At 68.1% G+C, this 23,745-nt stretch carries 17 protein-coding genes; 8 read left to right on the top strand and 9 right to left on the bottom strand.

The genetic code is table 11. The features are described 5' to 3' along the window. Positions 1-32: 32 nt before the first annotated feature. The gene (locus AC1DC5_RS12230) at positions 33-551 is read left to right on the top strand and encodes a DinB family protein (RefSeq protein WP_476865322.1); all 519 of its coding nucleotides are present in this window, start codon (positions 33-35) and stop codon (positions 549-551) included. A 15-nt stretch (positions 552-566) separates the two neighbouring features. On the opposite strand, the gene AC1DC5_RS12235 is transcribed toward AC1DC5_RS12230, so the two are convergent. From AC1DC5_RS12235 to AC1DC5_RS12250, 4 genes are read right to left on the bottom strand one after another with little or no spacing between them, the layout of a single operon-like run. Continuing rightward, positions 567-1,565: a GNAT family N-acetyltransferase gene (locus AC1DC5_RS12235; protein ID WP_476865323.1), complete on the bottom strand. Its 999-nt coding sequence runs from the start codon at positions 1,563-1,565 to the stop codon at positions 567-569. Between the two features lie 21 nt (positions 1,566-1,586). Beyond that, positions 1,587-5,126, bottom strand: a complete 3,540-nt coding sequence (gene cydD, locus AC1DC5_RS12240) for a thiol reductant ABC exporter subunit CydD (RefSeq protein WP_476865324.1) — start codon at positions 5,124-5,126, stop codon at positions 1,587-1,589. A gap of 6 nt (positions 5,127-5,132) precedes the next feature. Then, the gene (gene cydB, locus AC1DC5_RS12245; protein WP_476865325.1) at positions 5,133-6,182 is read right to left on the bottom strand and encodes a cytochrome d ubiquinol oxidase subunit II; all 1,050 of its coding nucleotides are present in this window, start codon (positions 6,180-6,182) and stop codon (positions 5,133-5,135) included. 38 nt (positions 6,183-6,220) lie between these two features. Further along, positions 6,221-7,816 (bottom strand): cytochrome ubiquinol oxidase subunit I, encoded by a 1,596-nt coding sequence (locus AC1DC5_RS12250; RefSeq protein WP_476865326.1) that lies wholly within the window; start codon positions 7,814-7,816, stop codon positions 6,221-6,223. Positions 7,817-8,173: 357 nt separating this feature from the next. Here AC1DC5_RS12250 and AC1DC5_RS12255 point away from each other — a divergent pair, with 357 nt between their 5' ends. Both AC1DC5_RS12255 and AC1DC5_RS12260 read left to right on the top strand, forming a co-directional pair. Then, positions 8,174-8,560 (top strand): BlaI/MecI/CopY family transcriptional regulator, encoded by a 387-nt coding sequence (locus tag AC1DC5_RS12255; protein ID WP_476865327.1) that lies wholly within the window; start codon positions 8,174-8,176, stop codon positions 8,558-8,560. A 6-nt stretch (positions 8,561-8,566) separates the two neighbouring features. Further along, positions 8,567-9,559: a M56 family metallopeptidase gene (locus AC1DC5_RS12260; RefSeq protein ID WP_476865328.1), complete on the top strand. Its 993-nt coding sequence runs from the start codon at positions 8,567-8,569 to the stop codon at positions 9,557-9,559. A 102-nt stretch (positions 9,560-9,661) separates the two neighbouring features. On the opposite strand, the gene AC1DC5_RS12265 is transcribed toward AC1DC5_RS12260, so the two are convergent. Further along, positions 9,662-11,770, bottom strand: coding sequence for a DNA gyrase/topoisomerase IV subunit B (locus AC1DC5_RS12265; RefSeq protein ID WP_476865329.1), 2,109 nt, complete (start codon positions 11,768-11,770; stop codon positions 9,662-9,664). A 241-nt stretch (positions 11,771-12,011) separates the two neighbouring features. Here AC1DC5_RS12265 and AC1DC5_RS12270 point away from each other — a divergent pair, with 241 nt between their 5' ends. Further along, on the top strand, positions 12,012-12,233 hold the full coding sequence (locus AC1DC5_RS12270; RefSeq protein ID WP_441406963.1) for a DUF7455 domain-containing protein: 222 nt from the start codon (positions 12,012-12,014) through the stop codon (positions 12,231-12,233). 160 nt (positions 12,234-12,393) lie between these two features. On the opposite strand, the gene AC1DC5_RS12275 is transcribed toward AC1DC5_RS12270, so the two are convergent. From AC1DC5_RS12275 to AC1DC5_RS12290, 4 genes are all read right to left on the bottom strand, one after another. Beyond that, positions 12,394-13,731 (bottom strand): RNA polymerase sigma factor, encoded by a 1,338-nt coding sequence (locus tag AC1DC5_RS12275; protein ID WP_441406964.1) that lies wholly within the window; start codon positions 13,729-13,731, stop codon positions 12,394-12,396. Between the two features lie 404 nt (positions 13,732-14,135). Further along, positions 14,136-15,443, bottom strand: coding sequence for a DUF4192 family protein (locus AC1DC5_RS12280; RefSeq protein ID WP_441406965.1), 1,308 nt, complete (start codon positions 15,441-15,443; stop codon positions 14,136-14,138). 136 nt (positions 15,444-15,579) lie between these two features. After that, positions 15,580-16,917: an MFS transporter gene (locus AC1DC5_RS12285; RefSeq protein ID WP_441406966.1), complete on the bottom strand. Its 1,338-nt coding sequence runs from the start codon at positions 16,915-16,917 to the stop codon at positions 15,580-15,582. A gap of 36 nt (positions 16,918-16,953) precedes the next feature. Next, positions 16,954-17,892: a proteasome assembly chaperone family protein gene (locus tag AC1DC5_RS12290; RefSeq protein ID WP_441406967.1), complete on the bottom strand. Its 939-nt coding sequence runs from the start codon at positions 17,890-17,892 to the stop codon at positions 16,954-16,956. A gap of 307 nt (positions 17,893-18,199) precedes the next feature. Between AC1DC5_RS12290 and AC1DC5_RS12295 the strand changes: the two genes are divergently transcribed. The 4 genes from AC1DC5_RS12295 to AC1DC5_RS12310 all read left to right on the top strand — a co-directional run bounded on the left by AC1DC5_RS12295 (position 18,200) and on the right by AC1DC5_RS12310 (position 23,742). Further along, positions 18,200-19,726 carry a leucyl aminopeptidase gene (locus AC1DC5_RS12295; RefSeq protein ID WP_441406971.1) on the top strand — a complete coding sequence of 509 codons (1,527 nt, stop codon included), beginning with the start codon at positions 18,200-18,202 and terminating at the stop codon, positions 19,724-19,726. A gap of 251 nt (positions 19,727-19,977) precedes the next feature. Beyond that, the gene (gene lpdA, locus AC1DC5_RS12300) at positions 19,978-21,363 is read left to right on the top strand and encodes a dihydrolipoyl dehydrogenase (RefSeq protein ID WP_476865330.1); all 1,386 of its coding nucleotides are present in this window, start codon (positions 19,978-19,980) and stop codon (positions 21,361-21,363) included. A gap of 126 nt (positions 21,364-21,489) precedes the next feature. Next, positions 21,490-23,244 (top strand): 2-oxoglutarate dehydrogenase, E2 component, dihydrolipoamide succinyltransferase, encoded by a 1,755-nt coding sequence (gene sucB / locus AC1DC5_RS12305; RefSeq protein WP_476865331.1) that lies wholly within the window; start codon positions 21,490-21,492, stop codon positions 23,242-23,244. Between the two features lie 147 nt (positions 23,245-23,391). Then, the gene (locus tag AC1DC5_RS12310) at positions 23,392-23,742 is read left to right on the top strand and encodes a hypothetical protein (RefSeq protein ID WP_441406970.1); all 351 of its coding nucleotides are present in this window, start codon (positions 23,392-23,394) and stop codon (positions 23,740-23,742) included. Positions 23,743-23,745 lie beyond the last annotated feature (3 nt).

The raw sequence follows: 23,745 nt of genomic DNA on the forward strand, positions 1-23,745 counted from the left end.
GGCTCCGGGAGAAATGCCCCTAGACTGCTCGCATGCCTATCATCCCGGATATCAAGGATTGGACCTGGGTCCTGCAGCGGCCCTGCCCCGAATGCGGTTTCGATGCCTCGGCGGCGACGCCCGCGACGGCGCCGGGAATCGTGGAGAGTATGCTTCCCCGCTGGCGTGTGGCCCTGCGGCGCCCCGACGTAGCGGAACGGCCCGACGAGAACACCTGGTCCGTCCTCGAATACGCCTGCCACGTGCGCGACGTCTTCACCCTGTTCGACCACCGGCTCGGCCTGATGCTGACCGAGGATGACGCCCGGTTCGCGGATTGGGACCAGGACCTCTCTGCGGTCGAGAACGATTATGCCAACGCCGACCCGGCCGAGGTCAGCACCGAGCTCACCGCCGAGGGCGAACAGATTGCTGCTTCCTTCGGCCGCGTCCCGGAAGATCAGTGGGGACGCAAAGGCACCCGCAGCAACGGCTCGGAGTTCACCGTCCTGACGTTCTCGCAGTACTTCCTGCACGACGTCGTCCATCATCTCCACGATGTGGATGGATAGCGCGTGGATGGGTAGCTACAGCTCCTTGTCCCACGCCATGCTGGTGTTGACGGCGACGTAGCCCATCTTGGCGTAGAGGGCCAGGGCCCCGGTGGGGTTTTCCGAGTCGACGTCGAGCGAGGCCTTGTCCATGCCCGCCGCGGCGAAGCGGCGCATCGCATCGGCGAGCAGGGCCTGCGCCACCCCGCGGCCGCGGAACTCACGCCGCACGCCCAGCAGGTCCGTGTAGCCCTCTTTGTAGCCGCGGGACACGGCCCCCACCTCGTCGTGGCTGGCGAGCTGGTAGCCGGCCACTTTCCCGGTGGACCGCTCCAATGCGACGGCGCTCAGATCCGGCCGGGCCAGCGGATCGTTCACCACGAAGCCCCAGCCCTCCTCATCGCGGGGCTCGCTTCCCCAGTGGTCCCGGAACGCGTCGTTATGCGCCAGCCGGACGGGCTCGTGCAGTTCGGGGCCGAAGCCTACGAGTTCCAGTCCCTCGTCCAGCACGGCATCGGGAAGGCCGTCGTTGAGGGGCCGGTGCATCTCGTTGTAGTAGCGGACAATCCGGTAACCGGCGTCCTCGAACAGGGCGGCCTGATGCGTATGCTGCTGCTCGCTATGGAGCCGCAGCCTCGGCGTGGAATCCGGCACGGCGTCGTCGGCGAAACGCTGGCGGGTCCTCGCCTCCATCCAGCCCAGCAGTCCGGTGCCGATCCCTTTCCCTTGCCAGGCGGGATCGACGCAGCCGTACCCGATGACCTTATCGCCGTCCGGGTTCTTAGTGATCCGGCCGTAGGCCCGGGCCACCCCGTCCGGGTCGAAGCCGAGGATGGTGTTCGCGTCGGCCGGGTTCTTCCGGGAATCGAGGACCTGTTCCAGATCGGCGCGGCGCTCGAACCAGACGGGCTGTTCGACGGCGGCCGTCCGGGCAATCAGCTCCGCCCAGCCGTCCAGGTCTGCGGTCCCGGCGGGCCGCCAGTGCAGGCGTGGGTCCAGGCTGGTTTGCGGCCCTGCGTCGGGGTGTCCGTTCATGCCAACAGGCTAACGTCCGGCCTACCCCCGCGCCAGCAAAGGCGTTGACTCCGGTGTTGGCCCGGTGGCCGGTGCGGCCGCACTGTCCAGGTCGAGGCGGCTGTCATCCGGGGAGATGTCGTCCGGGTTATGCGTCACGAGGACCACGGTGCGGTCCCGCAGCCCGTTCCGGAGTTCGGCCAGCATCGCCCGGCCGGACTCCGCATCCAGGTGGGCGGTGGGTTCGTCCAGCAGGATCACGTCCGCCCCGGTCAGGAGCGTGCGGGCCACGGCAAGGCGCTGCCGTTCGCCTCCGCTGAGGAAGGCCCCTCCCGGTCCGATCCGGGTGTCCACGCCGTGCTCCAGCCGCCCGATCAGCGGCGCGAGGCCAACAGCGGCCAGGGCATCCTGCAATTGCTGCTCCGTTGCTCCCCCGCGCTGGCCTTCCGGAAGGCCCAGCAGCAGGTTGCCGCGGATGGTCGAGTCGAAGAGGTGCGCCTCCTGCGGGCACCAGGCCGCACGCCCGCTGAGCAGGACCTGACCGCCGGCGGCCGGGAGGAAGCCCAGGACGACGGCGAGCAGCGTGGATTTTCCGGACCCCGAGCCCCCGGTGACGGCGAGCCAGCGGCCGGGTTCGGCGGTGGCGGTGACGCCGGTGAAGACCGGCGGGCCGCCCGGCCACGCGGCCGCAAGGTCCCGGAGCTCGATCCCGGCGTGGCCGCCAGGCCTGCCGGCCACGGGGACCAGCCCACCGGACGCGTCGGCGTCGGCGCCGTCGAGGACGCCGGCTTCGCCGACCCGCCGGAGCACGGCACGCAGCGCCGGGTACTGGCGGACCGCCGTCGTGATGGCCGCGTAGGGCTCCACCAGCGCGAGTTGGAGCAGGACCACGACGGCGACCGTCGACGCTTCGACCGCACCGCTAAGGGCCAAGGGGGCCGCCAGCACCGCGCTGGCCAGGGCGGCAGTGCCGCAGGCCAGCACCGTCAGGCCCTGGCCAAGCCCTTCTGCCCATGCCGAGCGTTGGGAGGCTGCGGTTGCCGAGCGGTCGGCCCGCGTGATGGCGGCGAGCACCGGCGCCGCGACGCTGTTGGCGTGGAGTTCGGCGCGGGCGTCGAGGGCCGCCGCGACCTGGCGGAGGACGCCGGAGCGCAGCCGCTGCTCGTTCCTGGCGGACATCCGGTCCGCGGCCAACGCGAGGGCCGGAGCTGCCGCGAGGCTCACCAGGGCGGCCGCGACGACGGCGGGAAGCGCGGCCGGCAGCAGCAGGGCGATGCCGGCGACGGCCGCGGCTCCGACGGCGACGGCGGTCAGCGGCGGCAGGACCACGCGGGGCAGCAGCTCCCGGACCGTGTCGACGTCGTCCACCACGGTGCCCAGGACGTTGCCGCCCTGCAGCAGCCGGCGCAGCGAGAGGGCGCGGCGGCTCAGCGACTCCCAGAGCCTGCCACGGAGCCGGGTCAAGGCGGCGAAGACGGCGTCATGCAGCAGGAGCCGTTCGAGGTAGCGCAGGCATGCCCGGCCGATGCCGAAGAACCGGACGCCCACGATCGCCGTGAGCAGGTACAGGATGGGCGGCTGCTCGCTGGCGCGGATGATCAGCCAGCCGGAGAGCCCGGCGAGGGCGACGGCGAAGAGGGCCGCCAGGGTGCCGACAACGCCGGCCGCGGCGAACTTGGCCCCGACCGGGGCGAGCAGCCGGCGGAGCTGGGCGGCCGTGGAAGCGCTCTCGGTGCTTCCGGCGGCCCCGTCGTGCGGCATGCCGGTGTTCCCGGCCGGCCGGAATCCGGGCTGACCGGGCTCGGCCGGTCCGGCGTCGGCCCGGCGGACCTCAAAGTGCGGGGCTTCGACGCCGGGCACGCCGGCAGCGGCAGTGGCAGTGGCAGTGGCGGCCGCAGACTCGATCGTGGCGCCGGGTGCCACTGCCACAAGGTTGTCGGCGAGTTCCCGGGTCTGCCGGTCGTGGGCCACCAGCAGCACGGTGACCTTTCCGCGGAGCGCGGTGATGGCGCCGCTGACCGCGGTGGCCGATTCCCGGTCCAGGTGGGCGGTGGGTTCATCGAGCAGCAACAAGGTGGCGCCCGCCTCGATCCGGGCGAGGCCGCGCGCCAGTGCGGCGCGGCGCAGCTCCCCCGGGCTGAGTTCGGCGGGATGCTTCGCGGCGAGGTGCTCCGCGGCGCAGGCTGACAGGCAGCGCAGGGCCGTGGCGTCGCCAATGCCGGACAGGGAACCAGGTCCGGCGCCGGATGCCGCGTCGGCCGCCGCAGCTCCCAGATACAGCCGGACTTCGTCCAGCACGGTCGGGGCGACCATCACGGGATGCTGCGGCACCCAGGCGATGTCCGCCGTCGTAAACCCTTCGAGCCGTCCGGTGACCGTTGTTTGCCGGTCGGGCCGGTCAGCGTCGCCGCCGGTTCCGATGGTGCCCGCCAGCACGCCCAGGACTGTGCTCTTGCCGGCGCCGCTGGGGCCGTCGAGGGCGGTGATCCGTCCCGCGGAGGCGGTGAAGCTCAGAGGCCCGACGGCGGCATCCGCCCTGCCGCCGTAGCGGACCGTCAGTCCGGCCACGCTGAGGGCGGGCGGGCCCGCGGGGACACCGGATCCGGCGTCGGAAGCGGAGGAGGCGGCAGCGGGCCGCAGCGGAGCGGGCTCGGGCGCTTCCAGGACGGTGGTGGTTTCGGCGAGCGCGGCACGGCCTTCATCGCTGGCGTGGTGTGCGGTGCCCAGTTCGCGGAGCGGGAGGTAGCAGTCGGGGGCGAGGATCAGGGCCAGCAGCCCCGCCTCGAGGGCCATGTCCCCGTGCACGAGGCGGACACCGATGAAGACGGCGACGACTGCGACGGAGATGGTGGCGATGAGTTCCAGTGCGAGGGCGGAGAGGAAGGCGGTCCGCAGGGTGCCCATGGTCCGGTGGCGGTATTCCTCGGAGAGGTCCTCGAGGGCCTTGCGCTGGGCGGTGGCGCGGCCCAGGCCCACGAGGACGGGCAGGCCCTTGGCGAGCTCCAACATGTGACTGGACAGCCGGGCCAGGGTCGACTGGGCCTCCCGGACGCGGTCTTCGGTGTAGCGGCCGATCAGGACCATAAAGAGCGGCACCAGCGGCACGGTCAGCACGATCACGGCGGCGCTGATCCAGTCGGCAAACAGGATGCGGGCGCCCAGCAGCAGCGGGATCGCCGCGCAGTTCACCAGGGCGGGCAGGAACTGGGTGTAGTAGTTGTCGAGGGCGTCCAGTCCCCGGGTGGCGAGAATGGCGAGCCCGCCGTCGGAGGGGCCGGCGGCCCGGGTGCCGTTGCGCAGCGTACGCTCGAGCAGTTGCGAGCGCAGCTCCTCCTTCACGCCCAGCGCGGCCCGGCGCGAGGCAACGGCCTGGGCCCAGACGGTCAGGGACCGCAACACCACTCCGGCGACCCCCCAGTACAGCTGGTCACCCCAGCCGGGATCGCCTGCCATCAGCCCGGCAAGCATGGAGGCTACGGCCTGCCCCATCAGGACGAGGGACAGTGCCTTCAGGGCAGCAAGCAGGCCCAGCAGGTAGAGGGCGGCGCGGTTGGCGGGGCCGGAGGGGAGCTGCGGTCTCATAAGTTGTTAGTCCTTTGGTGCCAGCGCCCTGGCGGCAATGGCGGGGAGGAAACTGTGGGCCTCGGGAATGTGCGCGCTGCTCACCCGGCGCCGGAAGACCCAGTACGTCCAGGCCTGGTACGCGAGGACCAGCGGCAGCCCGATGCACGCGACGATGCTCATCAGCCCCAGGGTGTAGTCCGAGGAGGAGGCATTGGAGATAGTCAGGTTGAAGTCCGGATTCAGCGTGGACGGCAGCACAACGGGGAACGCGGCACCGAAGATCGAGGCGCTGCCCAGCAGCAGGAACGTGCCCAGGGACAGGAACGCCCGGCCTTCGGCACCCGTGCGGGCAAAGTTCCACGCCAGGACGGCGGCCACGACGGCGGCGACGACCGCCAGCACTGTCCACGCCTCGCCGCTGAGCAGCTGCAGGCTGACCGCCCAGCCCGCCATCGGCAGCAGGAGGACAGGCAGGAGCCGGACGAACCACTGGCGTGAGCGGTGCCGGACGTCGCCGTCGGTCTTCAGCGCCAGGAAGGCAAGGCCGTGCAGGAGCGAGAATCCGACGACGGCGAGGCCGCCGAGAACTGCGTAGGCGCTGAACCAGGCGAAGGGCCCGCCTTCGCGGTCGCCGTTGGCGTTCAGCGGAAGTCCGGTGGTGGTGAGCCCCAGGGCGGCTCCGATACCGAAGGCCGCCACGAGGGAGCCCAGGGAGATGGCCCAGTCCCAGCGGGCACGCCACCGCGGGTTATCCACCTTGCCCCGGTACTCGAAGGCCACGGCGCGGAAGATGAGGGCCACCAGGACCAGCAGCAGCGGCAGGTAGAGCGCGGAGAACAGGGAGGCGTACCAGAGCGGGAAGGCCGCGAACGTGGCGCCGGCGGCGGTCAGGAGCCAGACCTCGTTGCCGTCCCAGACCGGGCCGATCGTGTTGAGCAGCACGCGGCGTTCGGTGTTGTTCCGCGCGAAGCCCTTCATCAGCATTCCGACGCCGAGGTCGAAGCCCTCGAGAAAGAGATAGCCCGTCCACAGCACCGCGATGGCGATGAACCAGATGGTGGGAAGCAGTTCCATGCTGAGTATCCTCTGCGTTTCTTGTGGGAGCGAAGGCTTTAGTAGGCGAAGGCCAGGACGTCGTCCCCAGGCTTGCCGGGGCCACCGTCCTTGGGGGTGGCGTCCTCGTTCTCGTCGACGGGGACGTGCGCGAGTTCCGGCATGGCGCCCGCCACGCCGCCGCGGATGTACTTGACCAGCAGCTTGACCTCGACCACCAGCAGCACTGCGTACACGGCGGTGAGCACGATGAGGGAGGTCAGCAGCTCGCCGGCAGAGACTCCGGGCGAGACGGCCGCGGCGGTGAACATAAACACCTGGTCGATTCCGCTGGGGTCCGGGTTGGGGGCGACGACGAACGGCTGCCGGCCCATCTCGGTGAAGATCCAGCCGGCCGCGTTGGCCCCGAACGGCGCCAGGATTCCGAACACGGCCAGCCGCATCAGGCCGCGGGAGGCGGGGACGGTCCCCTTGCGGGTGAGCCAGAGCGCGACCGGCGCGGCGGCCGCCGCCAGGATGCCGAAGCCGATCATCATCCGGAAGCCCCAGTAGGTGACCTCCATGACCGGGACGTACTGGATCTCCTGGCCGGCCCGTTCCCCGTAGATGGGGTTGTCCGGCATGTGGGTGCCGTAGTCGGCCTTGTACTGGTCCAGCAGGCTGTTCACGCCCTGGACCTCGGTGGTGAAGTCCCCCTTGGCAAGGAAGGACAGGATGCCGGGGACCTCGATCACGGCGACGATGTCGTCGCAGTTCTTGGAGCCAAGGTTGCCGATGCTCAGGATGGAGAAGCCGGTGCCGTCGTGGCAGGCCGCTTCGGCGGCCGCCATTTTCATGGGCTGCTGCTCGAACATGAGCTTGCCTTGCAGGTCGCCGGTGAAGGCGGTCCCGGCGAAGGAGATCATGGCGACGACGGCGCCGATCCGCAGGGAGCGGATCCAGACGGCGTGGTCGGTGCGGTCCCGGCCGGGGATTGCGGACTCGCCGGGAACCACCTTGCCGTCCGCCCCGATCGTGTCGATCCCGTCGTGGCGGCGGCGCCACAGGTGGTACCAGGCGATGCCCAGCAGGAAGGCGCCGGCGACGGCGAGGGCGCCGAAGATGGTGTGCGGGACGGCAACGAGGGCGGTGTTGTTGGTGAAGACCGCCCAGGCGTCGGTCATCACGGGACGGCCGTCGATCATCTCGACGCCGACCGGGTGCTGCATCCAGCTGTTCGCCACGATGATGAAGTAGGCGGAGAAGACCGAGCCGATCACGGCGATCCAGAGGCAGGCCAGGTGGACGGCGGGTTTGAGCTGCTTCCAGCCGAAGATCCAGAGGCCAAGGAACGTCGATTCCACGAAGAACGCCAGCAGGGCTTCCATGGCCAGCGGAGCCCCGAACACGTCGCCCACGAAGCGGCTGTACTCACTCCATGCCATGCCAAACTGGAACTCCTGCACAATGCCGGTGGCGACGCCCATGATGAAGTTGATCAGGAAGAGCTTGCCCCAGAACTTGGTCATCCGGAGGTACTCCGGATTGCCGGTGCGGTGCCACATGGTCTGGATCACGGCGACGACCAGGCCCAGGCCAATGGTGAGCGGCACCATCATGAAGTGGTAGACGGTGGTGATTCCGAATTGCCAGCGTGCGATTTCCAAGGCGTCCAAGGCAGTCCCTAACTTTGCTCGGCGAGCAACTTCTACGTCACGTAGAAATCTTCTTCTACAGAGTGTAGAACACTTTGATGGTTGCCCGCACACCAGAGTCCCACGGGGCGCCGCGGCCCGCAATGGAGGCGCCGCCGGTCGGCGCAGACCCCTTCCCGGCCCCAGCGCCGCCTTCAGCCAGGCCTCCCCCGCCGGCTGAAGGAAACGGCCCGGGGGCGGGGCGCGACACGCCCGGGCGGCGTAGTTCTACTTCATGTAGAAACTATCCGCAAAACACGGTAAATTTAGGACTGAAGTATCCACTTACCGCCCGGCCGAATCGATTGGCCGAAGCGGCACTCAAGAAGGACGTACGGAATGGCAAGTCTCGGTGAACTGGAACGGGCAGTGATGGACCTGCTCTGGGCAGGCCATGAGGCTGCAACGGCGAACACGCTGCGGGATCTGCTGGCGCAGAGCACCCGCGCGGAAAACGGCGCCGCGGGGCATGAGGGCAAGGACCTGGCCGTCACGACGGTCCTGACCGTACTCTCGCGCCTCGAGCGCAAGGGCCTGGTGGAGCGCGAACGCGGCACCCGCCCGCACCGCTACCAGGCAGTTTCCAGCCGTGAGGACCACACCGCTGAATTGATGCACGAGGTCCTGGGATCCGCGCCGGACCGGGAGGCCGTGCTGGCACGCTTCATTGGCTCCGTCACCGATACCGAGGCAGAAACGCTGCGTAAGCTGCTGGGACTCAGCTAGCACCCGATGTTCTGGACCTCATGGTTTCTGGCGGTCCTGGCGGTAGTGCTGGCCTGGCCGGTGCCTATCCTGCTTTCCCGCGCCCAGTGGCCGGCGCGTTCGCCGTTCACGGCCATGCTGCTCTGGCAGGCGATCGCCCTGGCCGGCGGGCTGTCCATGATCGGCGCCATGCTGGTCTACGGCCTGGAACCGGTCGGCGACAACCTGCTGGCCGGCCTGGAGGCCCTGGCCGGGATGGTGTTCAACAATGCCCCCACCACGGAACTGGGCTTCTGGCATATCTTCGCCCTCTCGGCCGCGGCGCTGCTCACTGCCCATCTGGTGTTCACGCTGCTGCTGACCTACTACAAGATCCAGCGACAGCGGCGGCGGCACCGGGAACTGCTGGCGCTGCTGGCCTCCCCCTCCGCGGACGGGCCCCGGACCATGGTTATCAACGTCGACTCCCCCGTCGCGTACTGCCTGCCCGGAGGCGCGCGTTCGGTCACAGTTCTCTCGGACGGGCTGATGGCGGCACTGGAACCCGCAGAGCTCCGCGCTGTCCTGAACCATGAAAACGCCCACCTGGACCAGCGCCACCATCTGCTGCTCTGGGCCTTTGCAGCCTGGCGGCAGGCCCTTCCCTGGCTGCCCACCACGCGGCTGGCCCAGGAAGCGGTCAGCTCGCTGATCGAGATGCTCGCCGACGATGTCGCGCTAAGGACCGCGAGCAAGGCCACCCTGATCAAGGCGATCGCGATTGTGGCCAGCGGATCGCCTGGCGCCCCGGACGCCCGGATGGCCTTCGGCGGACCGGAACTGTCCGACGTCGAGCCCGGCCAGCCCGGTGCCACCGGCGGCTCCGGTTCGGCCCGGACGACGGCGTCCCGCGTCAGCCGCTTGCTCTCCCCGCAGCCTCCCCTGCCGGAGCCCGTCCGCGCCGCGGTGGTGGCGGCCTGCCTGCTGCTGCTGGCGGTCCCGACGGCCCTGCTGATCGTCCCCGGCCTGCTCGGCGGCTGAGTCCCTCCGCGGGGGTGCCGACTGGGGGTGCCGCGAATGTCCGCCGTGGGCAGCCCAGCGCAGACGCCGGGCCCGCCGGCTGTCTCCGGCTGGCGCCTGGTGTCAGGCGTCGATGCGCTCCCGGTCCAGGCTCGCGGCGCCGGCGATGATGAAGTCCTTGCGGGGCGCGACGTCGGAGCCCATCAGCAGATCAAAGGTCTCCTCGGCCTGCTTGGCGTTGTCGATGCCGACCTTGCGCAGGGTGCGGTGCCGGGGGTCCATGGTGGTCTCGGCCAGCTGCTCCGCGTCCATCTCGCCCAGGCCCTTGTAGCGCTGGATCGGTTCCTTATACCGCTTGCCTTCCTTGGCAAGCCTGGCCAGCAGGACGTGCAGTTCGGCCTCCGCGTAGGTGTAGATCATCTCGTTGGCCTTCTGGCCGGCGTTGATGACCTCCACCCGGTGCAGCGGCGGGACGGCAGCGAACACGCGGCCCTCCTCGATCATTGGGCGCATGTAGCGGAAGAACAGCGTCAGCAGGAGCGTGCGGATGTGAGCGCCGTCGACGTCGGCGTCGGTCATCAGGATGACCTTGCCGTACCGGGCGGCGCTGATGTCGAAGCTCCGGCCGGAACCTGCGCCGACCACCTGGATGAGGGCCGCGCATTCGGCGTTGGAGAGCATGTCGCCCACCGAGGCCTTCTGGACATTGAGGATCTTGCCGCGGATGGGCAGCAGCGCCTGGAAATCGGAGGAGCGCGCGAGCTTGGCGGTGCCCAGCGCGGAGTCGCCTTCCACGATGAACAGTTCGGAGCGCGCGACGTCGTCCGTGCGGCAGTCCGCGAGCTTGGTGGGCATGGAGGACGTCTCGAGGGCGTTCTTGCGGCGCTGGGTTTCCTTGTGGACGCGGGCGGAGATGCGCGACTTCATCTCGCTGACGACCTTTTCCAGCAGCAGCGCCGACTGGGCTTTGTCGTTGCGGTTGGATGAGGTCAGCTTGGCGTTGATTTCCTGTTCCACCACCTTGGCCACGATGGCCCGGACGGCGGAGGTGCCCAGGATTTCCTTGGTCTGGCCCTCGAACTGCGGCTCGGCAAGCCTGACGGTGAGGACGGCGGTGAGCCCGGCGAAGATGTCGTCCTTTTCGATTTTGTCGTTGCCGGCCTTGAGCTTGCGGGCATTGGTTTCGACCGCTTTGCGGAAGGTCTTCAGGAGCGCCTGCTCGAAGCCGGACTGGTGCGTTCCGCCCTTGGGCGTGGAGATGATGTTAACGAAGGTGCGTACGGTGCTGTCGTAGCCGATGCCCCAGCGGAGCGCGACGTCGACCTCGCAGTCCCGCTCGAGCTCCTTGAGGTGGCTGTGGCCCTTCTCATCCAGGACCGGCACGGTTTCCTTGAACTTGCCGGCGCCGTGGAGCCGCCAGATGTCCGTGACTGCGGGGTCGGCGGCGAGGAACTCGACGAACTCGGAGATGCCGCCGTCGTGGTGGAACACTTCCTCGTGCGGGCCGGACTCGCCCGGGGTGCCGGGGAGCCTGCGCTCGTCCCGGACGGTGAGTTTGAGGCCGGGGACCAGGAAGGAGGTCTGCCTGGCGCGGGCGGCGAGTTCGTCGTAGGAGAACTTCGCGTCCGGTGTGAAGATCTGGCGGTCCGCCCAGTAGCGGATCCGGGTGCCGGTGACGCCGCGCTTGGCCTTGCCCACGATGTCGAGGACGGAACCGTCGATGAACGGCTCGAACACGGCGGCCGGGTCCGGCCTGGTACCGCTGTCCTTGAAGCGGCCGGGCTCGCCCCGGCGGAAACACATCCGGTAGGTCTTGCCGCCGCGGTCGACGTCGACGTCGAGACGGGCTGACAGGGCGTTCACGACCGAGGCTCCGACGCCGTGCAGGCCGCCCGAGGCGGTGTAGGAGCCGCCGCCGAACTTGCCGCCGGCGTGGAGTTTGGTGAAGACGACCTCGACGCCGCTCAGCCCGGTTTTTGGTTCGATGTCCACCGGGACGCCGCGGCCGTCGTCGTGGATCTCCACCGAGTTGTCCGCGTGGAGGATGATTTTGATGTCGTGGCCGAAACCGGCTAGGGCCTCGTCCACGGAGTTGTCGATAATTTCCCAGAGGCAGTGCATAAGACCGCGGGAGTCGGTGGAACCGATGTACATGCCCGGGCGCTTGCGGACCGCTTCGAGGCCTTCCAGTACGGAGAGATGCCGGGCGGTGTAATCAGAACTGGGTGCCACGGGGCGGAGACTCCTTCAGGAACGGGACCGTCGTCATGGGGACGGGCAAAGCTGTTTGGCGCTCTTCCTAGGGTAGTCGGAGTGCCGCCGTCCGGCGTGCTGCCACTCCCCACGGCGGCTCCGCGCGCGGGAAGCCGTTACCGAGACGTGATACGCGTACAGCGAAAGTGGGCCATCCCAGCCATGGTTTCGCTGCGAATGCTGGTTATATAGGTATACCGATCTACCAAGGAGGCCGAACATGACAACAGCAGTTGCGGACCGCACACTCAGCACCGTCGACCGGTGCGATCGCTGCGGAGCACAGGCGTATGTCCGGGTTGTTCTCGGCGCCTCCGGGGGTGAGCTTCTTTTCTGCGGCCACCACGCCCGTGCTGTAGAACCGACGCTCAGGCCGCTCAGCTCCGACTGGCACGACGAGACGGCTCGTCTTCACGAGAAGCCGCCGGTTCCGGTCGACTAGACCAATTGAGAAAGGGTCCTTCCGTTTTGGAAGGGCCCTTTCCGCTTTAACCCGGCTCCAAGCGGTGCTATCCCGCTCTTAACGAAAACGCGGGGTCACTTCCGGCCCAATCCTCCGAAGAGGATGGGCGGGACGTGACCCCGCGTTGTTTGGTTCGTGACTAGTCCAGGTAGTCCCGGAGGACCTGGGACCGCGACGGGTGCCGCAGCTTGGACATGGTCTTGGATTCGATCTGGCGGATCCGCTCACGCGTGACGCCGTAGACTTTGCCAATTTCGTCTAAGGTCTTCGGCTGTCCGTCGGTCAGGCCGAAGCGCATGGCGACCACGCCGGCCTCGCGCTCGGAGAGGGTGTCCAGCACCGAGTGCAGCTGCTCCTGCAGCAGGGTGAAGCTCACGGCGTCGGCCGGGACCACGGCCTCGGAGTCCTCGATGAGGTCACCGAATTCCGAGTCGCCGTCTTCGCCCAGCGGGGTGTGCAGGGAGATCGGCTCGCGGCCGTACTTCTGGACCTCGACGACCTTTTCGGGCGTCATGTCCAGTTCGAGGGCCAGCTCTTCCGGGGTGGGTTCGCGTCCGAGGTCCTGCAGCATCTGGCGCTGCACGCGGGCGAGCTTGTTGATGACTTCCACCATGTGCACCGGGATGCGGATGGTGCGGGCCTGGTCGGCCATGGCGCGGGTGATCGCCTGGCGGATCCACCAGGTGGCGTACGTGGAGAACTTGAAGCCCTTGGTGTAGTCGAACTTCTCTACAGCACGGATCAGGCCCAGGTTGCCTTCCTGGATGAGGTCCAGGAAGAGCATGCCGCGGCCCGTGTAGCGCTTGGCCAGCGAGACCACGAGGCGGAGGTTGGCCTCCAGCAGGTGGTTCTTGGCACGCTTGCCGTCGTGGATGACGAATTCAAGCTCACGCTTGAGCTTTGGCTCCATGGACCCGTCGTCGGCCGCGATCTTTTCCTCGGCAAAGAGTCCGGCCTCGATGCGCAGGGCGAGGTCGACTTCCTGCTCGGCGTTCAGCAGGGCGACCTTGCCGATCTGCTTCAGGTAGTCCTTGACGGGGTCTGCGGTGGCACCGGCGGACATGACCTGCTGCACGGGGGCGTCGTCGTCGTCGGCATCGGAGTAGACAAATCCGGAGCCGGTGGCGGCTGTGGCGGCCTTGCCCGGGATCTCCTCGCCGTCTTCACCGATCTCTACGGCTTCAACGACGGCATCGTCGAGGTCAACCTCGACATCGTCGTCGGCGTCGTCGTCACCGTTTGCGGCTTTGCCTGCGGCCTGTGCCGCGGCTTTGGCGCCGGGCTTGGGCCCGCGCTTCTTGGGTTCAGGCTTGGCGACTGCCGATGCGGTGCCGTCACCTTCGGCCAAGGCTGCGTCTTTGACAGCCTTGTTGGCTGCGCGCGTGGCGGCGCGCTTGGCGCTCGTCGCCGCCTTCTTCTCCTCAGGGGACAATTCGGCCTGGTCGGCGGGTTCCTTCTTCGCGGAAGACGGGGTCACAGAAAACCTTTCTAGCGGCGGTCTGTGGAATCACCATACGGGCAACACCACTATGACCCTGTCAAGTCCGTGTTTTCCATCAGGTGCAATCACGACCAGCAGAGCCACTAAGTAGAACTCCTGGGGCGACCGTAATGTTCCCTGTTTCCAAGGTCGACTACGAGCACTTAATACACGGACCCAACCGGGTCTCGGCAACCATTGTCTCACGATTTTCGGAATCGACACCGCTCGCCGCCGATCGTGGCCAGCCAGCTGCAATATCCTGCGACCGGCGCCGCGGCCCGACCGCGGCGGGGGCCGCGCCGCCCCGCCTTACGTCACCCCACCCCACCCCACCCACCGCACCGCACACCGCTTCCGCTTGCCCGCCCCGCTTCCGCACCGCCCCGCTATGGCTTTCGTCAGGCCACGTCCGGCTCGAAGCGCTGCCAGGCCGTCTCCCTCCTGCCCGCCCAGCCACAGAGAGTGCCGCGGCTTGTGAGTTCGTCCAGCAGTGCAGCCAAGCGGTAGCCCGGGTGTTCCGCGTCCGCGCGGCTGAACAACGCGTGGGCGTAGGACCCCTTGCCCCGGCACCATTCAATCCACCCCCGCCCGGTCAGTGCGGCTGCTCCGGCCTCGCCGCCGTCCGTCCCGAGCTGCTCAAGAATCCGCTCCAGGCTGGCCATCCTGGGCCAGTCGGGCACCGGTGGCGCCAGTCCCAGCAGTACCTCCCCGTAACCTGCCACCTCCGGCGGCGGCTGCTTCACAAAAGCGCTGCCGGACCCGGCTCCCCGGCCACGCGGCTCCCGCGGCGGGAATCCGTCCAGCGGCGGCAACGGAACAGGCGCCAGCGCCCCCGCTACTGATTCAGGCGGCCGACCATTCCGCCCGGCGCCGGGCGCACCGCCGCCCGGTGCCCCGGAGTCGAACACACCGAACTCCTCGGCGCCGCGTTCGGCGGTCTCGGGCCCGGCCGCGGCCATCACCAGGACCGCGTCGCGCCAGGGCAGTACGCACAGGGACGCCCGCAGGTACCCGGTGAGCGCCGCCGGCATCTGGGGCAGCGGCGAGGCCGCGGCCAGGACCCGGGACCAGACGTCCAGGACCTGGGCGAACTGCGCCTGGTCCCGCGCGCGGGAGGAGAACAGCCGCGCCCAGTCCCGCTGGGCCTCCAGCACTGCGGGATCCGCAACCGCCGGCGACGTTCCGAGCTCGGCGCCGGGGGCCGCGCCGACAGTACTGCCACGGAACACCATCTCGGCGTTCAGCCGGCTGTTCCTGATCTCGTCCACGGGCCGGCCCGGCGGTGCACAGCACGACGGGTCAAGGCAGTAGGCATTGCGCCAGTACTCCGCGCCGACGAGCCAAGCATCCCGGACCGGCATGCCGGCGTCGGCCAGCGCATGTTCGAGCTCGGCCAGGAGCGCCGCCCAGGGTGCACTGTCCTGGCGGGCGTCGGCGTCGGTGAAGAAGGCGAGCAGCGACCCGTCCGCTTCGTCGTCGGCTTCCAGATAGGACGCCACGGAACGGGCAAAGGCGGCCGGCCCGGCCGACCCCGGGCCCTCGGGGCTCTCAGGGGTGGGAAGGTCCACCCGGAGCGTGGCTCCGAGCCGTTTGCCCTGCATGGTCATGGCCACGAGGCTGCTGGCCGGCCAGTAGCCGAGGGAATGCGGTATGAACCCGAGGATATCCTCCGGGCCGGTGATTCTCAGGTGATCTTGAGCTGTCATAAGGCCAGCTTGGCCGGGCCGGCGGGCCCGGGTCAGGGGCGGGGTGCGCTATGTGGACAACCCCGGGGGAAACCGTCGGGGGCAACCGTCGGAGGCGAGACACGTTCCGCCGATCAGGGAGCCCAACAGCAGGGCGTCAGCGATCTGGCGTTCGGCGCCGCTCCGCGCTGAGCCGGCGCTGTTCGGCGAGGGCCTCGAGCAGCGGCGGCACCACGACGCCCTGGGCTGCCATCTGCCGCCGCACCTTCCGCCGGATGACCAGGATGGCCGCGGCCCCGCCTCCCAGCAGCAGGAACTGCACGCTCAGGGCGATCCGGAACGGATCGAGCCCGTACAGCTCGCCCCGGGAGAATCCGGTGGCGTAGAGGACATCCAGGACCAGTCCGATGAGGTAAATGGCGATGAGGGAGGCGATGAAGCCGCCCACGTTCACGATCCCGGTGGCAGTGCCGATCCGGTGCGCCGGGTTGAAGGTGCGGGCAAAGTCGAAGCCGATCATGGAACCGGGGCCGCCGACGGCGAGCACCACCACGAGCCCGGCCAGCAGCCATAAGGGGGAACGCCCCGGAAGGATGAGCACGGCCGCCCACGCCGCGGCGGTGGCAGCGGAGATCAGCAGGACCATGGTGGACCGCCGCAGGGGGTGCCGCGCAACGAAGGTGCCCATCAGCGGCCCGGCGGCGATGCCCGTGGCCACGTACAGAGTCATGAGCGCCGAGACCGTGGGGGTGTCCAGTCCCTGCGCGGAGATCAGGAACGGGTAACCCCAGGTCATCGCGAACACGGTGCCGCTGAACTGGACGGTGAAGTGGCTCCACAGTCCCAGCCGGGTGCCGGGCTGGCGCCAGGCATGGGACAGCGAGATCCCGGTGGCGCGCAGCCCGCTGGACGGTTCCCGCGCGGGGTGCCCCGGCGGGAAGTCCTGGAGCAGGACCAGCACCAGCACCAGGGCAAGGGCCGACATGGCCGCGAGCGTCAGGAAGGCGGGGGTCCAGCCGGCCAGATGCAGGATCATGGCGAACGGCACTACGGAAAAGAGCTGGCCGAGCTGGCCGGACATTCCTGTCAGCTGGGTGAGCAGAGGGACACGGGCGGGGGCGAACCAGATCGGGAGCAGCCGGATCACGCAGATAAAGGTCATCGCGTCCCCTGCGCCCACCAGTACCCGGCCCAGCACGCCGCCGGGGATGTTCTCGGCAAACGCCAGCTGGAGCTGCCCCAGGCCCATGAGCACGGCGCCGCCGGCAATCATGGCCCGGGAACCGAAACGGTCCACAAGGATGCCGACCGGAATCTGCAAGGCGGCGTAGACGAGGAGCTGCAGCACGGTGAAGAACGAGATTTCGGCCGCGCCGGCCTGGAAGCGTTCCGTGGCCTCGAGTCCCACCACGCCGAAGGACGTGCGCTGGCTCACTGCCACGAGGTACGCGAAGACCCCGATGATCCAGATCAGCCAGGCACGCGGTGAAGTCACTCCTCCATTATGCCCAGCAGGTGGAAAAAATAGTATTTATTCGCCGGGTTCTTTACGGGCCAGGTAGGCCTCGACGGCGGCGCCGAGGGCATCCGCATTGGGCAGCTGGTCGTTCTCGTCGGCGAGCAGGGACCGCCGGACGGTCCCTTCGGCGTTCTCGTCGTAGCGGGTTTCGAGCCGGGAAACCACCTGCTGCACATCCTCCGAGGCGTCAATCTGCTCGGCGATCTGGCGTCCGACCTCCCGGCCCGCTTCGCGGAGACGGTCCGTGGGCAGCATCAGCGAGGTGGCCGCGCCAAGGTATTCAAGGCCGGCGACGGCGGCGGTCGGGTATTCGGCTTCTGCAAGGTAATGCGGGACATGCATGACATAGCCGGCAACATTGCGCCCGGCTTCCGTGAGCCGCAGTTCCAGGAGGTGGCCGACGGCGGCGGGCACCTCGACGGTGGGCTTCCAGACCGAAATGCCCTCGATGAGGTCCGGCCGGTTGCCGTGCACCGTCACGCCGACGGGGCGGGTGTGCGGCACGGGCATCGGGATCGAATGGATCCAGGTGACGAGGTTGACGTCCAGCTCCTCGATGATTCCGACGACGGCGCGGGCGAACCGCTCCCACTGCAGGTCCGGTTCGAAGCCGGCCAGGAGCAGGAACGGGCTGCCGAGCCCGTCGACCAGACGGTACAGTGCCAGGCGCGGCGCCTGGTAGTCCTGCAGGTGGTCCTCGACGAAGCTGATCTGCGGGCGTCGGGTGCGGTAGTCGATGAGCTGGTCGGCGTCGAACTCTGCCACCCTCCCGACGTCCGGGGTGTCCAGCAGTTCGGCGGTGATCTGCTTGACGACGTGTCCTGCGTCGGCGAACCCGGTGAATCCCATGACGAGGTTCAGTCCGCGCAGTTCGGGGCTGTGGAACAGCGCGTCATCACGCAGGTAGAGCGTTTCGGGGTCCAGCAAGGAGCCGGAAATCCGTTCAATCACGGCATGTTCCTTTCGTCGTAGTCGTGGGGAGCGTCCGGGAGGGCCCTGCGGGGCGGCGGCGCTGTTATCGGGTACAACACGCCGGACCGCGGCGGCATTCCTGATCGGGGTGTGCTCCAGCTCTCATTCAATTGAACACCCGCGCCGGAGAGAGACTACGATCGGAGCTGGCCCCATGACGGCTTGAAGACACGATGTCTTTGTCCCGAATGGTCCCGTCTCAAACCGACAGTGGCTTCCGTTCCATGGCAGGGCGCCGAACATGCAGTTCCTGCCGAAAATACTCAAAGAATTGAGGACTTTCCTCGTGGTCAAGAATACCGAAGTGAAACTCAGTGCAATCGCAGGGGATCTCAAGAAGTCCCCCAGCGACGCCCTCGTCATCGGCGTCGGGCAGGGAACGGACGGCCCCGTCCTGCTCAGCAACCCCCTGACGGCCAAGGCCGCCGAGGCCCTGGCGGAATCACTGAGTGTTCTTGGCATCACCGGCGCAGCCGACCAGGCCCACCGCCTCCCCGGCCTGGCAGAAGCCGGGGCGAAGGTCCTGGTGCTCGCCGGCGTCGGCAAGGTATCCGCCACGCAGCCGCTCACCGAAGAAGCCCTCCGCCGCGCCGCCGGCTCGGCCGTCCGCCAGCTGGCCGGCGTCAGCACCGTCGCACTGGCCCTCCCGACGTCGTCACTCGGCGATGTCGCCGCCGTCGCCGAGGGCGCCGCGATGGGCGCCTACTCGTTCACCGAGTACCGCTCCTCCAAGGACGGCCTCAAGGACCCGGTAAAGAACGTCTTGATCGTCACCGACCTCGCCGCGGACAAGGGCCTCAAGGAGGTCCTGGACCGTGCCGCGCACATCGGCAAGGCCGTGAACGCCACCCGCACGCTGGTCAACCAGCCCCCGAGCCACCTCTACCCCGAATCCTTCGCGGAAGCGGCCAAGGAACTGTCCAAGGGCCTGCCCGTGAAGGTGACCGTCTGGGACGAGAAGCGCCTCGAGAAGGAAGGCTTCGGCGGCATCCTCGGTGTCGGCAAGGGCTCCACCCGGCAGCCGCGCCTGGTCAAGGTCGAGTACTCCCCCGCCAGGGCCGCCGCCAAGATCGCCCTCGTGGGCAAGGGCATCACCTTTGATACCGGCGGCATCTCGCTGAAGCCGCACCTCGGCATGGGCGACATGAAGTCCGACATGGCGGGCGCCGCCGTCGTCCTTAACACTGTGCTGGCCCTTGCCGGCATGGGCCTGCCCGTCAAGGCGACCGCATGGCTGTGCATCGCCGAGAACATGCCGTCCGGAGCGGCCCAGCGTCCCGCCGACGTCATGACCATCTTCGGTGGCAAGACTGTCGAGGTCCTGAACACCGACGCCGAGGGCCGTCTGGTCATGGCGGACGGCATCGTCGCCGCGAGCCAGGAATTCCCGGACGCCATCATCGACGTCGCCACCCTGACCGGCGCGCAGCTGATCGCCCTGGGTGACCGCACCGCCGGCCTCATGGGTTCGGACTCCGTCACCGGACCGCTCAAGGCCGCCGCCGACCGCGCCGGCGAGCTGGTCTGGCCGATGCCGCTCCCGGAGGAGCTGCGCCCCAGCCTTGACTCACAGGTCGCGGACATCGCCAACATCGGCGAACGCCACGGCGGCATGATGACGGCAGCCGTCTTCCTGCGCGAATTCGTCGGCAAGGGCAAGGACGGCGAGCAGATCCCCTGGGCCCACGTCGACATCGCGGGCCCGTCCTTCAACAACGGCAGCCCCTACGGCTACAACCACAAGCAGGGCACCGGCTGCACGGTGCGCACGCTCGTGGCATATGCCGAGGACATCATCGCCAAATCCGCCTGACCGCGGACATCCAACCGTCCTCGCGGGTTTGTGACCGGGGCTGATCCCCCGGCCACAAACCCGCGTGACACTGGACACAAGCGCTCCACAAACGCCACGGCAAGGTGGAGCATGTATTAGTGGTTCGCTAAGGTGAACTCCGGTAGTTCCAAACGAAAGGGAACTGGCCTGCTGGCATAATCACGGCAGGGAAGTTCCAAGACCAGATGATGCGTACTCTCGTGTCATCGTTCACGCGAGGGAGCGTTTTAGTGGCCGATCAGGCAACTGCGCAAGAATTCGACATCCTGGTACTCGGCGGCGGCAGCGGCGGCTACGCAACTGCCCTGCGTGCCGTTCAGCTCGGCCTCACCGTCGGCCTGATCGAAAAGGGCAAACTCGGCGGCACCTGCCTGCACAACGGCTGTATCCCCACCAAGGCCCTGCTGCACTCCGCGGAACTGGCCGACCACGCCCGTGACTCGGCGAAGTACGGCGTCAACGTCACCCTCGACAGCATCGACATCACCGCTGTCAACGCCTACAAAGACGGCATCATCGCCGGCAAGTTCAAGGGCCTGCAGGGCCTCATCAAGGGCAAAAAGGGCATCACCGTCATCGAGGGCGAAGGCAAGCTCCAGGGCACCGACACCATCGTTGTGAACGGCACCGCGTACAAGGGCAAGAACATCGTCCTCGCGACCGGCTCGTACTCCCGCACCCTTCCGGGCCTGGAAATCGGCGGCAAGGTCATCACCTCCGACGAAGCCCTCACCATGGATTTCATCCCCAAGAGCGCCATCATCCTCGGCGGCGGCGTGATCGGCGTCGAGTTCGCCTCCGTCTGGAAGTCCTTCGGCGTCGACGTGACCGTCATCGAGGGCCTGCCGTCGCTGGTCCCGAACGAGGACGCCACGATCGTCAAGGCCTTTGAGCGCGCCTTCAAGAAGCGCGGCATCAAGTTCTCCACCGGCACCTTCTTCCAGGGCGTCGAACAGAACGCCGACGGCGTCAAGGTCACCCTCGTGGACGGCAAGACCTACGAAGCCGACCTCCTGCTCGTCGCCGTCGGACGCGGACCGGTCACGGCCAACCTCGGCTACGAAGATGCCGGCCTGACCATTGACCGCGGCTTCGTCATCACGAACGAACGCCTGCACACCGGCGTCGGCAACGTCTACGCCGTCGGCGACATCGTCCCCGGCGTCCAGCTCGCGCACCGCGGCTACCAGCAGGGCATCTTCGTCGCCGAAGAAATCGCCGGCCTCAAGCCCGTTATCGTCGAAGACGTCAACATCCCCAAGGTCACCTACGCCGAGCCCGAAATCGCCACGGTGGGGTACACGGAGAAGGCCGCCAAGGAAAAGTTCGGCGACGACCAGATCCAGACCCAGGAATACAACCTCGCCGGCAACGGCAAGAGCTCCATCCTGGGCACGTCCGGCCTGGTCAAGCTGGTCCGTCAGAAGGACGGCCCCGTCATCGGCGTCCACATGATCGGCGCCCGCATGGGCGAGCAGATCGGCGAAGCCCAGCTGATCGTGAACTGGGAAGCCTACCCGGAGGACGTGGCCCAGCTGGTCCACGCCCACCCGACCCAGAACGAATCCCTGGGCGAGGCGCACCTGGCGCTGGCCGGCAAGCCCCTTCACGGCTAGCAGTTACGCCCGCACCACCGCAAGAACATTGCGCTTAGTGCACCCGGTCCGAAATGCCGGGTGCACTAAGCTCAACCAAGGCAGCAATCATCCGCACTACAGATCAATAAGGAGAACGGGGACGACATGTCTGAATCCGTTAACTTGCCCGCCCTCGGTGAGAGTGTCACCGAAGGAACCGTCACCCGCTGGCTCAAGCAGGTAGGTGACCGGGTAGAAGTGGACGAGCCGCTGCTCGAGGTTTCCACCGACAAAGTAGACACCGAGATCCCCTCTCCGATCGCCGGCGTGATCGAGGAAATCCTCGTCGCCGAAGACGAGACCGCTGAAGTCGGCGCACCGCTCGTGCGCATCGGCGACGGCTCCGGTTCCGGTTCCGGCGAGGCTGCGGCCCCGGCCGCCGAAGAGGCGCCCGCCGAGTCCCCCTCCGCTGCCGAGGCTCCGGCTCCGGAAGCCGAAGCACCGGCTGCCGAAGCCGCCGCGCCGGCACCCGCCGCCGAGGCCGCTCCCGCCGGAGAAGGCCACGAAGTCACGCTCCCCGCCCTGGGCGAGAGCGTCACCGAAGGCACCGTCACCCGCTGGCTCAAGAGCATCGGCGACACCGTTGAGGTCGACGAGCCGCTGCTCGAGGTCTCCACCGACAAGGTCGACACCGAGATCCCGTCCCCGGTCGCCGGCACCCTGCAGGAAATCCGCGTCGCCGAGGATGAAACGGCCGAGGTCGGCTCCGTCCTCGCCGTGATCGGTTCCGGCGCTGCCGCCCCTGCTGCGGCACCGTCGTCGGAAGCTCCGAAAGAAGCAGCAGCCCCGAAGGAAGCGGAAGCTCCCAAGGAAGAGGCCCCCAAGCAGGAAGCTGCTCCGGCTGAAGCCCCGAAGCAGGAGGCTCCGAAGCAGGAAGCCCCCGCCGCACCGGCCAAGGAAGCGGCCCCGGCCGCAGCTCCTGCTGCTGCCGCAGAGTCCGGCTACGTCACTCCGCTCGTCCGTAAGCTCGCCAACCAGCAGGGCGTGGACATCTCCTCGCTGAGCGGCACCGGCGTCGGCGGCCGTATCCGCAAGCAGGACGTGCTGGCAGCAGCAGAAGCCAAGGCAGCCCCGGCTCCCGCGGCCGCTGCAGCTTCCGCTGCCCCGGCTGCGCGCCCGTCCGCTGACCAGTCCTCGCTGCGCGGCACCGTGCAGAAGGCTCCGCGGATCCGCCAGGTCATTGCCCGCCGCATGCGGGAGTCGCTGGACATCTCCACCCAGCTGACCCAGGTGCACGAAGTGGACATGACCAAGGTCGCCAAGCTGCGGGCCAAGGCCAAGAACTCCTTCCAGGCCCAGAACGGCTCGAAGCTGACGTTCCTGCCGTTCATCGCCAAGGCTGTTGCCGAGGCCCTGAAGCAGCACCCCAAGGTGAACGCCTCCTACGACGAGGACAAGCAGGAAATCACCTACCACAACGCCGAGCACCTGGCGATTGCGGTGGACACGGACAAGGGCCTGCTGGTTCCGGTCATCAACGACGCCGGCAACCTGAACCTGGCCGGCCTGGCCGGCAAGATCGCCGACGTCGCCGGCCGCACCCGCGACGGCAAGATCGGCCCGGACGAGCTCTCCGGCGGAACCTTCAGCATCACCAACATCGGTTCCGTAGGCGCCCTGTTCGACACCCCGATCATCAACCAGCCGCAGGTGGCCATCCTCGGCACCGGCGCGATCGTCAAGCGCGCCGTCGTGGTCGCCGATGAGAACGGCGACGACTCGATCGCGATCCGTTCGATGATGTACCTCTCCCTGACGTACGACCACCGCCTGGTGGACGGCGCCGACGCGGGACGCTTCCTGCAGACGCTGAAGGCACGCCTTGAGGAAGGCGCCTTCGAAGCCGACCTCGGGCTGTAGGCTCCAAAAAAAGCACGCCGACGGCGGTGCGGGCGCCGGTGGGAAACCACCGGAGTGCCCGTGCCGCCGTCGCCGCTTGCTGGTCCATTGTGAGCCGCACCGCGGGTCCTACTACGGTGCGTAGAAGACTCTGGCTAGACTGATGCCATGAACATCGCTTATAACGTCATGGTCTTCCTGCACATCGTCGGCGCCGCCATGATCGTCGGCATCTGGATCGGCCAAATGAAAAAGCCCACCGTCCACCCGCGCCAGTTCGACGGCGCGTCCCTGCAGCTCATCACCGGCGTCGTCATGATGGGTCTCATCCCGGCCCTGGACATGCAGGCGAACTACCCCAAGCTCGGCGTCAAGTTCGGGATTGCTCTGGTGGTCTTCGTGCTGGCGTTCATCGGCCGCCGCAAGTACAAGAAGGACGAGCCGATCAGCAAGGGCCTCGCGCACGGCGTCGGCGGCCTGGCACTGCTGAACGTGGCCATCGCCACGCTCTGGCAGTAGTCC

Source organism: Arthrobacter sp. 10L424 (assembly GCF_056395325.1).